This window comes from Enterococcus sp. AMC1086 (genome assembly GCF_058216575.1).
This window is the reverse complement of sequence record NZ_CM177100.1, coordinates 177010-192132: the sequence shown is the minus strand read 5'-3', so window position 1 is coordinate 192132 and position 15123 is coordinate 177010. Positions and strand designations below refer to the sequence as shown.

Annotated in this window: 15 protein-coding genes and 1 pseudogene; 2 read left to right on the top strand and 14 right to left on the bottom strand. The window is 37.1% G+C overall.

Going from position 1 to position 15123, the window contains the following annotated elements; translation table 11 throughout:
• Nucleotides 1-10 precede the first annotated feature (10 nt).
• From rsmB to AC4BC4_RS00825, 5 genes are all read right to left on the bottom strand, one after another.
• Nucleotides 11-1375 (bottom strand): 16S rRNA (cytosine(967)-C(5))-methyltransferase RsmB, encoded by a 1365-nt coding sequence (rsmB, locus tag AC4BC4_RS00845; RefSeq protein ID WP_490476441.1) that lies wholly within the window; start codon nucleotides 1373-1375, stop codon nucleotides 11-13.
• A gap of 5 nt (nucleotides 1376-1380) precedes the next feature.
• Nucleotides 1381-2322 (bottom strand): methionyl-tRNA formyltransferase, encoded by a 942-nt coding sequence (fmt, locus tag AC4BC4_RS00840; RefSeq protein WP_490476440.1) that lies wholly within the window; start codon nucleotides 2320-2322, stop codon nucleotides 1381-1383.
• Nucleotides 2315-2809, bottom strand: a complete 495-nt coding sequence (gene def / locus AC4BC4_RS00835; protein WP_490476439.1) for a peptide deformylase — start codon at nucleotides 2807-2809, stop codon at nucleotides 2315-2317. The genes fmt and def overlap by 8 nt, the downstream gene beginning before the upstream one ends.
• A 78-nt stretch (nucleotides 2810-2887) precedes the next feature.
• Nucleotides 2888-5320, bottom strand: a complete 2433-nt coding sequence (priA, locus tag AC4BC4_RS00830; protein WP_438757620.1) for a primosomal protein N' — start codon at nucleotides 5318-5320, stop codon at nucleotides 2888-2890.
• Nucleotides 5321-5501: 181 nt separating this feature from the next.
• Entirely contained in the window at nucleotides 5502-5648 is a 147-nt protein-coding gene (locus tag AC4BC4_RS00825) for a hypothetical protein (protein ID WP_490476438.1), read from the bottom strand.
• A 222-nt stretch (nucleotides 5649-5870) separates the two neighbouring features.
• Between AC4BC4_RS00825 and AC4BC4_RS00820 the strand changes: the two are divergent.
• Nucleotides 5871-6318 (top strand): annotated as a pseudogene (locus AC4BC4_RS00820) (SDR family oxidoreductase).
• 69 nt (nucleotides 6319-6387) lie between these two features.
• Here the strand turns inward: AC4BC4_RS00820 and rpoZ are convergent.
• The 6 genes from rpoZ to AC4BC4_RS00790 all read right to left on the bottom strand — a co-directional run bounded on the left by rpoZ (nucleotide 6388) and on the right by AC4BC4_RS00790 (nucleotide 10838).
• Entirely contained in the window at nucleotides 6388-6693 is a 306-nt protein-coding gene (gene rpoZ, locus AC4BC4_RS00815; RefSeq protein ID WP_438757622.1) for a DNA-directed RNA polymerase subunit omega, read from the bottom strand.
• Nucleotides 6694-6697: 4 nt separating this feature from the next.
• The gene (gmk, locus tag AC4BC4_RS00810; protein ID WP_490476437.1) at nucleotides 6698-7312 is read right to left on the bottom strand and encodes a guanylate kinase; all 615 of its coding nucleotides are present in this window, start codon (nucleotides 7310-7312) and stop codon (nucleotides 6698-6700) included.
• A gap of 354 nt (nucleotides 7313-7666) precedes the next feature.
• Nucleotides 7667-7954 carry a hypothetical protein gene (locus AC4BC4_RS00805; protein ID WP_438757624.1) on the bottom strand — a complete coding sequence of 96 codons (288 nt, stop codon included), beginning with the start codon at nucleotides 7952-7954 and terminating at the stop codon, nucleotides 7667-7669.
• Between the two features lie 70 nt (nucleotides 7955-8024).
• Entirely contained in the window at nucleotides 8025-8909 is an 885-nt protein-coding gene (locus AC4BC4_RS00800; RefSeq protein ID WP_490476436.1) for a YicC/YloC family endoribonuclease, read from the bottom strand.
• 16 nt (nucleotides 8910-8925) lie between these two features.
• Nucleotides 8926-9144 (bottom strand): YdbC family protein, encoded by a 219-nt coding sequence (locus AC4BC4_RS00795; protein WP_438757626.1) that lies wholly within the window; start codon nucleotides 9142-9144, stop codon nucleotides 8926-8928.
• Nucleotides 9141-10838 carry a patatin-like phospholipase family protein gene (locus AC4BC4_RS00790; protein WP_490476435.1) on the bottom strand — a complete coding sequence of 566 codons (1698 nt, stop codon included), beginning with the start codon at nucleotides 10836-10838 and terminating at the stop codon, nucleotides 9141-9143. Before AC4BC4_RS00790 ends, AC4BC4_RS00795 begins: the two co-directional genes overlap by 4 nt.
• Before the next feature lie 369 nt (nucleotides 10839-11207).
• Here AC4BC4_RS00790 and AC4BC4_RS00785 point away from each other — a divergent pair, with 369 nt between their 5' ends.
• Entirely contained in the window at nucleotides 11208-12641 is a 1434-nt protein-coding gene (locus tag AC4BC4_RS00785; protein ID WP_490476434.1) for a DUF1958 domain-containing protein, read from the top strand.
• 95 nt (nucleotides 12642-12736) lie between these two features.
• On the opposite strand, the gene AC4BC4_RS00780 is transcribed toward AC4BC4_RS00785, so the two are convergent.
• The 3 genes from AC4BC4_RS00780 to AC4BC4_RS00770 form a co-directional block, all read right to left on the bottom strand.
• Entirely contained in the window at nucleotides 12737-13000 is a 264-nt protein-coding gene (locus AC4BC4_RS00780) for a hypothetical protein (RefSeq protein WP_490476433.1), read from the bottom strand.
• Between the two features lie 201 nt (nucleotides 13001-13201).
• On the bottom strand, nucleotides 13202-13780 hold the full coding sequence (gene pgsA / locus AC4BC4_RS00775) for a CDP-diacylglycerol--glycerol-3-phosphate 3-phosphatidyltransferase (RefSeq protein ID WP_438757630.1): 579 nt from the start codon (nucleotides 13778-13780) through the stop codon (nucleotides 13202-13204).
• A 202-nt stretch (nucleotides 13781-13982) separates the two neighbouring features.
• Complete coding sequence (locus AC4BC4_RS00770) at nucleotides 13983-14918, bottom strand: helix-turn-helix domain-containing protein (protein ID WP_438757631.1); 936 nt, start codon at nucleotides 14916-14918, stop codon at nucleotides 13983-13985.
• Nucleotides 14919-15123: the final 205 nt, after the last annotated feature.

The window sequence follows — 15123 nt, the reverse complement described above, 5'->3', positions numbered from 1 at the left end:
TTCACCTCGTTTAACAAACTTTCTGCATACAGCAAATAAAAAATCCGTCCGTCCCTAATTGATGCGGGTATAGTGTGAGCATTTGATCCTGTACAGAAGGCTGAACTGCCTCACTGACACTCACATCGATTTTTTTAAATTCTGGATGCTTTTGTAAAAATGCTGCAACTACTTGCTGATTTTCTTCTTCGGCAATCGTACATGTGCTATAGACCATTATACCGTATTGTTTCAATGTTTGGGCAACACTTTCTAGAATTTCTAGTTGAATTTTGGGTAATTGCTCAAAATCTTGAGCTGATTTATTGTATTTAATATCTGGTTTACGCCGCATCAAACCTAATCCTGAGCAAGGCGCATCTACTAAAATTCGGTCAAAATATTCTGCTGGAAATTCTTCGCCTACTTTACGCGCATCTAGTTTTTCAGTATCAACAACGTCTTTCACATGCATACGTTCAGCATTTTGTTTGATCAATTTAATTTTATGATCATGGATATCTAAAGACTTCACACGACCACCTTGTGTAGCATCAAGAAATGTTGCGATATGAGTAGTCTTACCTCCTGGTGCAGCGCAGGCATCTAAAACCACGTGATTTTTTTCAATCTGCATCGCCGGGGCAACTAGCATAGAACTTTCATCTTGAATCGTCAATTTACCAGCATCAAATAAATAATTCCCTGCTAAAAATCCTTTATCTGCAACCACACCATAAGGCGATACTTGGCTGGCAGAGGCTTCAATATGATTTTTTTGTAATTCTTTCAATGCATCAGAAATACTGATTTCACGTGTATCAACACGTCCACTGACATGACTTTTTTCAAAAAGAGATACGCCTAATTTTTTTGTTTCTTCTATTCCCATTTGCTTGATCAGCTTTTCCGTCAACCACATTGGCATACTGATCTCCACTGATAAACGTTCGACAGGATCTTTGATATTCTCTAAACTAGGAGCTCCTTCACGCTGGAATGCACGAAGAACACCATTCACAAATTTACCGATTCCAACATTTCCTCTGTGTTTTCCGATTTCCACCGCTTCATTAATAATCGCATGATCAGGAATTTTGTCCAAAAACACCAGCTGATAAATCGACAGACTAAGTAAATTTTTCACCCAACTATCGACTTTCTTTGGATTTGTAATAAAGGGTGTCAAATAATATTCCAGTAACAACTTGCGGCTGATCGTACCATAGACAAGTTCCGTAAATAGACGGCTGTCTTTTTCTCCTAAAGCAGACTTGTTGATCATTTCATTTAATAATAAATTTGAATAAGCGCCTCCGTTATCCACACGTTCAATTGTTCTTAATGCCACGTAACGGACAGAACTCTTTACTCTTGCTGGTATTTTTTTTCCCATATTAATTAGCCCACCTTATCTGATTCTGCAACTGTTTTACCGACGCCATTTAAGAAATCTTGAATGAATAGCTTTCCTTTACCAGACGGCTGAATCGTGTTTATAGAAAGAACCGTTCCTTCCCCACAAGCGATCCATAATTCTTTTTTACTACGTTTGATGATCGTTCCAGGAGCAGCTCCAGTTGTTTCTTCTAAAGGCGTGACTTCCCATAATTTCCAATTGATTTCATGATATGTCGTGAAGGCTGTTGGCCATGGACGCATACCACGAACCTGATTGTCGATTTGTTCCGCTGTTTTCTGCCAATCAATTCGTTCTTGTTCTCTGGTAATATTTGGCGAAAACGTCACTTGGCTCTCATCTTGTGGGATCGGCGTGATTTCATTCGCTAATAATTTTGGTAATGTATCCAGTAATAGCTCTTTTCCAACGACACTTAGGCGGTCAAACATCGTCCCTACATCATCCGTTTTAGTGATCGGAATCGCTTTTTGCGAAAGGATATCACCAGCATCCATTTTTTTCACCATTTCCATTATCGTGACACCAGTTTCTTTTTCTCCTTCGATGATCGAATAATGAACAGGGGCGCCCCCACGGTATTTCGGCAACAACGACGCATGAACATTGACTGCGCCAAATTTAGGAACATTTAAAATCTTTTCTGGTAAAAATTGACCGAAAGCAGCTGTCACAATAAGATCAGGCGCAAGTTCGATGATTTTTTCCATTTCAGGTGAACCTGAGATTTTTTCCGGCTGTAAAACAAGTAAGTCATGCTTTAGTGCTGCTTCTTTTACAGGGGTTGGTGTGATTACTTTTTTTCGTCCAACTGGGCGATCTGGTTGAGTGACCACAGCCTTTATTTCATAGCCATTATCAATCAATCCTTCTAAAATTGGTACCGAAAATGCCGGTGTTCCCATAAAAATTAGTTTAGTCATCTAAATGTTCCTCCATATATGCATCTAAATCTTCTGGTTTGATCGGTTCAATGATCTTATCAATAAATAGTTCACCATTCAGGTGATCGATTTCATGTTGAAACGCTCTGGCAAGATAACCATAAGCTGTTACTTCGATCTCGTCTCCTTCACGATCAAAATAACGAACGGTGACTTCATCTGCTCGTTCGACTGTGCCATAGGTTTCTGGGATACTTAAACAGCCTTCTACATCGATATCGCTGCCTTTGTGCTCGATGATCTCAGGATTGATCAATTCAAACAATCCAGTTTCTTCATCCACTTCGATCACTGCAAGCTGAAAATTTTTACCGATTTGAGGTGCTGCCAAACCGATACCGTCGTGGGCAATCATCGTTTCATACATATCTTCTAAAAGAGTGATTGTTTCATCAGTGATCATTGTGACTGGTTTTGCTTTTTGTTTCAAACGTTCATTTGGGTGTATTACTATAGGATAGCGCATAAAATTTCCTTTCTTTTTAACAAGAGAAGAGCTGGACGAGAAGACGATCTCGATAAGCTGGTTCAAAGCAAAATTAGATTATATAAAATTCATTGGCTCAGCATCGATAGATAGTTTCAGTCCATGCGCTGTTGCTCTTTGGGTGTCAGTCAGTATTTTCTTTAAGATATTTTGTAAATTTGGTTCGTTTTTATATTTAATGATTACTTGATAAAAGTAACGATTGTTGACCCGCATGATGGCATTTGGCGTCGGGCCAAGTAAAATACTTTGATCAGATAATCCTTCTTTTAACTCCTTGACTAGTTCAAACATCTGCTTAGCCGCTTGATTTTCTTCTGGGTGACTAGCTGTGATTTGTACTGTAAAGTAAAATGGCGGATAGTCACCACGATGCCGAACGTACATTTCTTTTTGATAAAAGTCTTCATAATCTTGTGCTTTAGCTAGCTGAATCGCGTAATGTTCAGGATTAAAGGATTGAATGATGACTTCTCCTGGTTTTTCTGCCCGTCCTGCCCGTCCACTAACTTGAGTCAATAGCTGGAATGTTCGCTCACTGGAACGAAAATCAGGTAGATTCAATGCTGTATCAGCATTTAAGACTCCAACCAATGTTACGTTAGGAAAATCTAAGCCTTTAGCTATCATTTGAGTTCCTAATAAAATATCTGCTTCATGATTACCAAATGCTGTCAAAATCTTCTCATGTGCGCCTTTTCGCCTTGTCGTATCCACATCCATTCGCAAAACGCGGCTATCAGGGAAAAGAGCCTTAAGTTCTTCTTCTACTTTTTGAGTCCCTGTTCCATAGTAACGGATTTTATCTCCGCCACAATTAGGACAATGATAGGGAATTCGTTCTTCATGACCGCAATAATGGCATTTCATCGTTTTCGTATCCATATGAAGCGTCAACGAAATATCACAATTAGGACAAGGCAAGACATAGCCACAATCTCGACACATCACAAAAGAGGAATAGCCTCGACGATTTAATAAAAGAACACTTTGTTCTTTCTTAGCCAAACGATCTTTTATTTTTTCTTGAAGTGCTAGCGAGAAAGATGACGTATTTTTATTTTGGATTTCTTCACGCATATCTACCACATCGATCGTTGGTAATGTTGCAGTCTGATTCGCTCTTTTAGATAACACTAATCGTTCGTACACATTTTTTTGCGCCCGTGCTCGCGTTTCCAATGACGGGGTCGCACTTCCTAATACAACTGGGCAATGATGATATTCTCCGCGCCAAATCGCCAAATCACGCGCATGATAGCGTGGTGTTTCTTCTTGTTTGTAGCTAGCTTCATGTTCTTCATCAATGATTATCACTCCAAGGTTTTCCAATGGAGCAAAAATAGCAGATCTTACACCAACGACGACTTGTGCTTCACCACGTTCGATTTTACGCCATTCATCGTACTTCTCACCTTGAGATAAAGCACTGTGCATCACCGCTACCTGCTCCCCAAAGCGACTCTTAAAACGATGAACCATTTGTGGTGTCAGTGAGATTTCTGGCACAAGCATCATAGCTGTTTTCTCTTGATTCAATACTTCAGCAATCACTTGCAGATAGACTTCGGTTTTTCCACTGCCAGTAATTCCTTCTAGTAAATAGGTTTGACTCGTTCCTTGATTCATCGATCCCAGAATTTTTTCTACTGCATTTTGCTGTTCATCATTCAGAGCAAGTGCTGTCGTTTTTTCAAATGTATGGTCAGCAAACGGATCACGATAGGCTTCAGTTTCAATAAAAGTCAGCCATTGCTTATTTGCGCCATCATTTAAAACAGCCGTACTAAATCCTAGCTCTTTCATCTCTTTTACTGTAGTCATTTTTTCTAGCCCTAGTTGCTGTAAATAGTGGATCAATTGTTCTTTCTTTTGTGAGCCTTTTCTAAGCGTCATTCGTGCTTCTTCTAATTGTTCAAAATCTTTCAGCGATTGAATGTAACGAATCATTTTCACTCGATTTCGCGTGTTCACTTCGTAACGGATATCAACTTTTTGCTGTTTTCTGAGCTGCATCAGTTGTGGTAAAATATTACGAGTTAAGGCATCTTCCCACGCAATTTCTTCCAACCCATAGAACAACTCATCTTGCATATCTTCTTCTAATTCATCGGTTAAATATATGTATTTGCTATAATCTGCACGCATCACGCTAGGCAGCATTGTTTGTAAACAGGTGATTTTAAAGGCAAATGTTTTTTCCTTCATATAGTCCGCTAAATCCAGCAGTTCAGCATTGAGTACTGGTTTTAAGTCTAAAACGGAAAGAATTTCCTTCCATTCAAACTGTTGTGCTGCTATCACCTCATCTGAAACTTCCTCAATCGCTAAAACAAACCCTTGCAGATGTCGATTTCCATTACCAAAAGGAACTTCAACTCGCATACCAACTGTTAATTGCTGTTCTAAGTTAAAAGGAATCAAATAAGTAAACGGTTGATCTGTCTGCATCGTTGGGACATCAACAATCACTTGGGCCGCTTTTCTCATAAACATTCCTCCATTTCTATAAAGATCTGTGTAATCTTTTCTATCCATTCCTAATTATTCAACATATTCTTTTAAATTCTCTTTGCTTATTGTACTAAAGAATCAGACATTTGTCTTGTTCCTCTGATTTCTGTAGAAATAAGAAAAGTTATTTCATGTCATTTTTCACTTTATAAATGGGCTATCCGTCCGTTTCTTTTTTAAAATACAAGTCATATAAGTCGGGTGAATTTTCATGGATTTTTTCCGTACCTGTCTCTACAGCTTTTTGGTAATAGTCGATTTTCCAGTCAATTTTATCTAGGTTTGACTCTAAAGATGCTAACATTATCTCTAACTTTTTTCTGTACTCTTAATAATACAGAAGCCGTTGGTCCAACGTGTGTTCTGAGAAATCGGTCATTTTTGCTATTTCTCCAATTGTATACACCTATTACTCTCCTTCTTGACTTAGAATATACTCAAGGGCGTATTATAACACATATAACGCAAAAATGAGGAGTTTCCTTATGAAATTATTACAGGTGCTAGTTCAGGATTTGATACCGAAATGCCTAAACTATTTAGTCCCCACAATTATCCATTATTACTGCTTGAGCATAGAATTGATAAAATAAATACTTTGCCTCTAAATTTTGATGGTATTTTAGTTAAAGTCTCAGATGGCAAAAGATGCTGTACGTAAAACCTTTGGCAATCACGCTGTTTACGCAGCAGGTAAATTTGGTGTACATGCTTTATCAGAAACTGTTCGTGAGGAGGTTTCTGCTCATAACGTCCGAGTAATGGTAATGGCACCGGGTGCTGCTGAGACTGAACTTTTAACTCATATTACAGATCAAGAAGCGATTGAAACCTATGAAAATTGGAAAAAAACAATGGGCGGTACTACCTTAGATCCAACTTACGTTGCAAAAACAGTTAAATATATGTACGAATTACCTCAAGAGATTACAATTAGAGAAGTGTTAATCGCTGCAACGAACCAAGATGCATAATTCAATTTAACAATTAAAATAAAAAAGCCACTATAATCTAGTAAATAGATCATAATGGCTTTCTTTATTTTATAAATTTTTTTCTTCGCGGATGCGATTTTCAAGTTCTTTTTGTTCTTGTTCATGTCGCATTTTTTGTTCTTCTTTTGCCATACGCATTCTTTCACGTTTTTCTTCTGGACGAGGATCATTGATTACTGTTGCAGCGTCGATTTCTTCCAATGCTTGGCCTACGCTTTTTACAGATTCGAAATTTTCTAGTGTTGGTTGTGCACCTTCATCTAATTCGTGCGCACGTTTGCTTGCTAAGATAACAAGTGAATATTTTGATGGTACTTCTTTCAATAATGAGTCAATAGATGGTTTTAGCATCATGAGGCTACATCTCCTTCAACATTTTAATATATTTACCAATTACGCGATCCACGCGGAAATGTTCACTCGCAATAATTTCTTTGATTCGTTTCACTGCGAATGGCACTTCATCATTCACAACAGCATAATCATATAATGCCATCATTTCGATTTCTTCGCGAGCCACACGCATTCTTTCTTCGATTACATCATGATCATCAGTACCACGACCAACGATTCGAGATTTTAACTCTGATAAATCTGGCGGCGTCAGGAAGATGAAGACACCGTCTGGTACTTTTTCTTTGACCTGTTCGGCACCTTGGACTTCAATTTCTAAAAAGACATCTTTTCCTTTATCAAGCGTTTCATTCACATATGAGAGTGGTGTTCCATAGTAATTCCCCACGTATTGTGCATATTCTAACATTTCACCAGCTTCGATCATTGCTTCAAATTCTTCTTTTGTGCGGAAGTAGTAATCCACGCCTTCTACTTCTCCTTCCCGCATTTTACGGGTAGTCATAGAAATTGAGTACTGAAAATCATTCTCTTCACTATCAAAAATTGCTTTTCGTACCGTTCCTTTACCAACTCCAGAAGGACCTGATAGTACAATTAATAACCCACGCTCTGACATGATGACTTCCTTTCAAACTATCTCTTTTAAGTATTACTTCTATAATGCACTTTTTTTCAGTAATTTTCAAGGCTTTATTACGCAATACTTTCAAAAAGACAATACACTATGCTTTATTTCTATTAAAAGGTAGTAACGCTTATGCTACCTGTCGCCTTTTAACAAATCACCTTTTTAAAAAACGAGTTGCCAGAATCAGATGCAGCAGCCGAAAAACGACAATCCCAATGAGTCTTTGGTTCTTTATTTTAGGAATTCGTATCATTCAGCAATTGATGTCTTTATCTGTTTATAAAAAATAAAGGTGAGGAGCGTAATATTGGACTCTCTCCACCTTTATTTTTATTGTTGAACTTAAAAGCCCATATTTGATAAAGTGTTCACAACACCCATAATTTCATCATGGCGTTTAATTTTTTTATCCACAGGTCCATCTACTTCTTCCGCATCTATACGGACAACGAAACGACGGTTCAATGTCACAAAGGTATCCTCATTCACTCGAATGTTCAAAACATCCTCTGTAAATGAAACACAGGCATCTTCCCAAACCTCAAAAGGTTTTTTATTAGAAATGATTTCTCTTTTTACCACGGATTTTCCGCTTAACTCATGGAACGTTACATCATAATACTTTGACATAATTATTCACCTCTTCGCTTTATTCTCTTTTATTATAGCTTTAAAAAACAGAATGACAAACTATTTTCTATTATTCTACATTTTGAATTTGCTCACGAATTTTTTCAAGAATCGTTTTCATCTGAACAACGATATTTTTAATCTCGATTGGACTCGACTTAGAACCGATCGTATTTACTTCGCGGTTCATCTCTTGTATCAGGAAATCTAATTCTCGACCAACTGGTTCTGCCTGTGTCAATAATTCTTGCAACTTATCCACATGAATCGTCAAACGATCCAATTCTTCATGGATATCTCCTTTTTCAAGTAATATTGCAAGTTCCGTCAATAAACGTGTCTCATCGACTTGACTACCTAGCCAATCATTCAGACGTGCTTCAAATTTGTCACGATAATCTTTTTCATAAAGTATCACAAAACTTTTTAACTCATCCACTAATGCAATGAAATCTTGGCTGTAGCTAGTCAATACTTGTTGAATTTTTTGCCCTTCCTGCAAACGACTAGCGTCGATACGTTCGACTGCCTTTTTTACAGTTTCTAAAACCAACACACCAAATTGTTCATCTGCTTCCTGGTTTTCTGTGACTTCAACATAGCCTGGATTGTTCAGCAGTTGATTAATACTTTGAACAGGATCAAATTCGGCTTGTGGATAATTAGTTGTCAATTCTTGCTTTATTTCTCCCATCAATTGATGGATGAGGTTCCAATGAACCAGCACTTCTTTATTTCCACTACTCGTTTGTTTAATATTAATATATGCTTCGATTCTCCCGCGTTGCAACGTCTCTTTCACCAATTGTCGAATAGCCATTTCATGTGGATTGACTTCCTTGGGCATTCGTAGTTGAATATCTAAAAAGCGTTGGTTGACACTCTTGATCTCGACATCGATTTGATACGTATTATTTAAAAATGTTTCTTTTCCAAAACCAGTCATGCTTTTCATTGACAGGGTGTCCTTTCTACATAGATTTTATTGCTTTAGATAAAATCTCAAATTCTTCGTTGGTTAATGTAATTCCTTTGCCCATTTTTTCGTGATCGGCAGACCAGTCTCTTAAATCAAATTTTGGTGGACGGCCATTCCAACTGACTAAATTGAATTCTTTACGCCATCCTTGGTTATTTTCTGATAATACTGCGATTTCTTCTACGATTTCATACGAAAATTCTTGTTTCATTCTTCATCCACTCCTTGTAATATAAATTCTTTCATTAAAATTTGTAACGCTTGAACGGGTAATTTATCCATTAAAAAGGTCAAACGTTGCATTTTTTCTTTCTCTTCTACATCCAATAAATTATTCATTAATACTAACTGTTGTTTATCGGAAAGTAAAAAGTAATCTTCATAATATTTCTTCAGCCATTCTTGGACAGAAATCATTCCGATCGTCTCTACTAAATCTATTTCTACTTGTCTACTCTGTCGTATAAGCTCTACTAGCTCTTGGACCGTATACAATTTAGAGGCTGCTATTCCTTGACTCTTTGCTAATAACTCAATTAAAACCAATCCAATATTTTCAGTATACACCCTGTCTTTATAAACTTTACGCATTTTTTTGCAGATTTTATTTTGTTGTTCTATAGAATCCCATACTTTTATTTGATACGTTTCTTCGATAAAGGTAAAGAAAGCCTGTTGAACTGTTTCTAAACTTTGAAAAGTATCAGCAACAGTGTACCAATAACCATTATATTGTCTACTGATTGCCTTCATTGTTTCTAAATAGCCTAATTGAATATTTTGCATCGAGCGGGCACCATCAAATAAAAGTACCGTGCCCATTGACCATGGTGTCTTTAATGTGAGACAAGTTGTTGCAGCTGGAATTGCTACCGATTTTGTAATCCCTGGACCTTTCACATCCACAATGATGCATTCCGTTGCCCCATTTTTCAATGCGATATCCACAGGAATATTATTTCGATAACCACCATCCACATAGTGTTTATCTCCAATTTTCGTCGCTGCCATCGCCGGGAAGAAAGAGGCCGACGCAAGCAGCCAGCTTTGCCATTGATTGGTTTGGTAATCATTGAAATGGATCTCTTTTTCCTGCATACTGGGCAGCTCAGTAGTAGCCAAATAAAAATCTGTAGTGGCTTTCTGCATTTTTTCTTGTGAGAAGGTATCGTGAATCAATTGTCTAAGCGGTTGTGTAGAAACACCGTTTGATTGGATCGCACTTAATGTGAAAGAGCCAATTTGACTCATCATGCCACCAAATGTATCATTAGCGACGACTGCAGATGGAAATGCAAGGATTTTTTGGGTTTCGATTTTTCCCCACATATTTCTGGCAGCTTCAAAATCATCTTGTAAAATCAGAGCACCATTCAACGCACCTACTGATGTGCCTGTAATAACGTCAATTGGAATCTTTAATTCTTTCAGCGCTTGCCAAACACCAATTTGATAAGCCCCTCTTGCACCACCACCACCTAAAACCAATCCAGTGTGATACTTCAGCTCTTTAATAGCTGTTTTAGTTTCTTCCACGCTATACCCATATTTAAAAAAGACTTCTTGTAAATGCAACGTTAGAGATCGCGGAAAATGAAAGGCGATTTTCGATTGAAATGTTCCCTTAAAAAATCGTTCGACTGCTAAAAAAATAGCGGACCAACTTATTTTAATCAGTTCCGGCACCAACAAATTCGTAACATTCCCAGCTTCAACTGTCATAAATAAAAACGGTGTCTTTCCTCTATAAATGACATATGCTGTGCCTGTATTTTCTAATACTTTTTTTCTAAATAGTTGTCTCGCCAAGGTATGTGTGTCATAAAAAGGTAGTAACTGAATACTTCTAGATAGTTGCTTCGAAAAATTGGCCCATTCCGAAGCAACCATTCGCTCACTGCTCATTACAAACACCCCCATCTATTACAGTATACCAAAATTCCAAAAAAAATACTTTTTATTAAAAAAACATATAAAGTATACTTTTTCCTTCACTTTTAACGTAAAATAAATGGATCAAACAAACTATTATAAGAACAATAATACCTATAAACAGCTTTGCTTCGGCATTGACTTTATCAAAAAACGATAGTTTAATAGAGTGTGTCATTTAATTTCACTCTATTTTTTAAATAAATGTTCATTTTCTGACAACAAATAGCAAAATCTGTTAAAATACACTGATTACCTTTCAGAAAATATTTTGGAATAAACGAATCTCTAACCGAAATCCAGAAGACACTCAAAAACCGATTAATTATAAAGGATGTTTATATGAAGATAAAAAATGTTTTACTGAAAATATGCTCACTACTATTGATGATTGGTTACTTCTCAGGCCTATTTACAGCCGTTAATGCCTATGCCCAAGAAGATATTCTGACGATAACGCAAAATGCTGGTTATCAAACAAATGAATTCTATAAACCTAAAGCATCGATCGTAATCGAGGCGCAAACTGGACAAGTTCTTTGGGAAGACAATCCAGATTTAAAATGGAACCCTGCCAGTATAGCAAAATTAATGTCAGTTTATCTAGTCTTTGAAGCAATGGCGCAAGGAAAATTTACGTTGGATACAACAGTTAAAGCGACAGATAGCGATCAGGCTATTTCGCAGATTTATGAATTAAGCAACAATTCAATTGTTTCTGGAGTGGACTACCCCGTTCGTGATCTGCTGTATGCGACGCTCGTTCAATCCTCTAATGTTGCGACCGTGATGCTGGCAAATTTAGTGACCGCAAATGATGAAGCACAATTTATCCATATGATGAACAATAAAGCGAAAGAACTTGGCATGACCAATTCAACTTTTTATAATTCTAGCGGTGCTGAAACTAGTTCCTTCAATGGATATTACCAGCCAAAAGGAATCGATCAAAACGCTGATAATGTAAGTACTGCACGGGATTTAGCTATCTTGTCTTACCATTTATTGAAAAACTATCCAGATACCGTAACCTTTACCAGTCCAAGCCAAATCACGATCATGGAAAATACACCCTACGCTGAAGTTTTAGAAAATCATAACTATTCTTTACCTGGACTAGCTTATGGTTATGAAGGTACAGATGGACTAAAAACTGGCTCGAGTCCTACTGGCGGCTTTAATTATGCGGCGACTGCTAAACGAGAAGATACACGTTTGATCGAAGTCGTGTTAGGTGTGGGAGATTGGGAAGATCAAGAGGGGGAATTGCAGCGTCACGCTTTTGGTAACGCAATTTTTGATCAAGCATTCGCAACTTATGAATATAAAAAACTACTCTCTAAAGGAGACAACACTGTCACCCAAAAAGACATTATTTTGGAACAAGATTTTTATGGTGTCATTCAGCGGAATACTGAGCCATCATTTAAACTAGCCGCTGATAAAGTAACAATGGAGAATGGCCTGACACAAGTTTCTCCCACAATCAAGGCACCAAGTGTTAGCTTTAAATATGCAAAAAAAATAAAAGAACGACAAAATTCTGTTCTGACGAAAACAGGTAAGAAAAAAAATACCTTGTCTACTTTTTTTGTTAATGGTTTGTTGATTATTTTAGGTCTCTTGTTTGTAACTTTATCGAAATTATTTAAAAAAGGCTCTAAAAGATCCAATAACAAAAAAAGAGTGAGTCCTCTATTCATCTTAGGTTTTCTATTAATATTCGCAGGGATTATTTTAAGCATCTATACGGTCATTGTAGGTCCTTGGATTTAACTAAAAAGAGTGCAGCCCCTTTGTTAGGTAGCTGCATTCTTTTTTAAGATTCTCACAAATTTGAGTAAGAAAATCGAACCTTCGCTATTGACTAATTAGTTATTTTTCTTTAATTGCTTGATTTCTTTTTCGATTTGATGAATTTGTTTACCTAGCGATTTTTGTTCGGTTTTATTACGTGATACTTTTTTCTTATTGATCAGTTCTTTTTTTTCTTGGATCAATGCACTGACTTTTTTAGGATTATCTACAAGTTGAGCTGAGTTCGCATGCTCTTTATTAGCTGTTACTAAAAATCCTGTTCCTCCGATCAATAGAGCTAAACCAGCTACTACTACACCTTTTACAAATTTGTTCATCATAAATTCCTCCATATGATACTAACTTCTATATATAAATTATACCCACTATTAAAAAAAAGCAAACGACTATTTTATAACTAGCGGCATCAGAATCTTCTGCAAATCCTTTAAAAAATTTTTAGAAAATAAAAAAATAGACCTTTTTCACTTAAATTCAAGTTGAAAAGGTCTATTTTTACTAGTATTTTTGACTACTGCTTACATTGATCCTTTAAATACGCTCGCATTTTTCACAAAATAATCGACGCCTGAATAAATTGTAAAAAGTAAACAAACATACAACATGATTTGATCTAGTGGAAAACCAATTGCTGCAAACGGGATATTATTGATGAACAATAATATAATCGCAATCATCTGTGTTGCTGTTTTTATTTTCCCTGGCCAAGCCGCAGCCATCACTTCGCCACCTTCAACTAGTAGTAGACGTAATCCAGTAACGGCTAGCTCTCTACAAACAATGATTGCAACGACCCAAGTCGGTGCTTTTTGTTGACCTACTAAAACAATGAACGCTGTCATCACTAACATTTTATCTGCTAACGGATCCGCAAATTTACCAAAGTTAGTCACTAAGCCTCGCGCTCGAGCAATCTTTCCATCTAACCAATCGGTAATACTTGCAACGGCGAAAATAATCGCTCCTACGAACTGCGTCATTGCTAAAGATGTTCCTGCTACTGTGATCGTGCCCCAATCCATCGGTAGGCTGACGACAGCAATAAAAATGGGAATCATAAAGATTCTAATCACTGTTAATTTATTTGGTAAGTTCAATGCTTGTTGCCCCTCTCTTTTCTTCCTTATTTTACGTTATCTCATAGAAGGTGTCACGAAAAAAGACATATTTTCATCCTAAAGAGAATTCACTGATTCGTAATCTCAATAAATGAGCGAGAAAAATAGTTACCATGTCTTGTCGCCATCGTAAATTTTTCTCGCTCATCCTCTATGAACAAATAGAATCCTTCATTTTTCTTTATTGTGGTTGAGACTGCACTGATTGTTCTGTTTCTTGTGTTTGTGCATAAGCTAATGTTAAATTGATATTTCTTGGCCCAATTCCGGCTTGATTCGGATTAAATTCTGCTTTTTGACCGTCCACTTTGAATTCCATGTACTCAGACGCTCCTAAACTAATAACCACTTGGGCCGTACCAGCTGGGATATCAACAGATTTTGGTTGTCCAGGTTGAATTGTTTCTTGGTAAAAGTAGCCATTATCATTATTAGCTGCTGTTGCGACATAAACTCCGACCCAACAAGGTCCTGTTACAGCACTAAACTCAAGTTTAGCTGGATTTGAAACATTGACCGCACTCATATTCACGGTTACACCAGATTCATTTTCAAATTTCACTTCGGTTGGCTCTTTTGGCGTAGAAGAAGAACTTGAACTTGACGTTGATGCTTCTGTACTGCTTGAAACAGGTGCTTGGCTTGATTCGGAAGAAGAATCTCTGATGATATCAGAGGTTGGCGGTTGAATGATAGGTGTCGCCTGCCGATCCTGCCATGTAATGTAAAAAACAACGATTGCGATCGCTAAGCCGATCAAAGAAAATATAACTGCAGGCAAACTGTGCATAAAACGCTTTGTTTGGCTGTTTTCGTCATACATTTGTGTTCGTGATCCATTTAATGTTTCATACTGAATCGATGTGTCTACATCTTCTGGTTCATCTATTCCATCGTAAATTGCAACTAATTCATTGCCGTCTAGCCCAACTGCATTTGCGTACTGACGAATAAATGCGCGCACATAAAAAGTCCCTGGCATAGAATCAAAATCATTTTCTTCGATTGCTATTAAATAGCGTTTTTGTGTTTTTGTTATTTGCTGCAGTTCGTCTAATGACATATTTTGCTGCAGTCGTGCATCTCTTAATTTTTTCCCTATATTCACGCTGGCCACTCGTCCATCTTCTCCAGTCTCTCTAATTTATCAGTTTTGCCTAAATCGATCAGGCGCTTTTTAGTCCTACAACTTTTGAGTAGATAAGATAAAAGATCTCTGAATAGATTCTTATCTTGCTGCTCTTATATATTTTAGTTGCATTTATTTTATGTAAAACTTTTGAGCAAAAATTACTCAACTCACTTGAATCATCCAATAAAAC

Excerpts from the sequence above, each read along its gene's own strand:
- def (WP_490476439.1), bottom strand. The coding sequence starts at position 2,809 with ATGCGCTATCCTATAGTAATACACCCAAATGAACGTTTGAAACAAAAA.
- AC4BC4_RS00790 (WP_490476435.1), bottom strand. The coding sequence starts at position 10,838 with ATGAGCAGTGAGCGAATGGTTGCTTCGGAATGGGCCAATTTTTCGAAG.
- rpoZ (WP_438757622.1), bottom strand. The coding sequence starts at position 6,693 with ATGATGCTAAAACCATCTATTGACTCATTATTGAAAGAAGTACCATCA.
- gmk (WP_490476437.1), bottom strand. The coding sequence starts at position 7,312 with ATGTCAGAGCGTGGGTTATTAATTGTACTATCAGGTCCTTCTGGAGTT.
- priA (WP_438757620.1), bottom strand. The coding sequence starts at position 5,320 with ATGAGAAAAGCGGCCCAAGTGATTGTTGATGTCCCAACGATGCAGACA.
- AC4BC4_RS00800 (WP_490476436.1), bottom strand. The coding sequence starts at position 8,909 with ATGAAAAGCATGACTGGTTTTGGAAAAGAAACATTTTTAAATAATACG.
- AC4BC4_RS00780 (WP_490476433.1), bottom strand. The coding sequence starts at position 13,000 with ATGAACAAATTTGTAAAAGGTGTAGTAGTAGCTGGTTTAGCTCTATTG.
- AC4BC4_RS00795 (WP_438757626.1), bottom strand. The coding sequence starts at position 9,144 with ATGAAACAAGAATTTTCGTATGAAATCGTAGAAGAAATCGCAGTATTA.
- fmt (WP_490476440.1), bottom strand. The coding sequence starts at position 2,322 with ATGACTAAACTAATTTTTATGGGAACACCGGCATTTTCGGTACCAATT.
- AC4BC4_RS00825 (WP_490476438.1), bottom strand. The coding sequence starts at position 5,648 with ATGTTAGCATCTTTAGAGTCAAACCTAGATAAAATTGACTGGAAAATC.
- AC4BC4_RS00805 (WP_438757624.1), bottom strand. The coding sequence starts at position 7,954 with ATGTCAAAGTATTATGATGTAACGTTCCATGAGTTAAGCGGAAAATCC.
- AC4BC4_RS00785 (WP_490476434.1), top strand. The coding sequence starts at position 11,208 with ATGAAGATAAAAAATGTTTTACTGAAAATATGCTCACTACTATTGATG.
- rsmB (WP_490476441.1), bottom strand. The coding sequence starts at position 1,375 with ATGGGAAAAAAAATACCAGCAAGAGTAAAGAGTTCTGTCCGTTACGTG.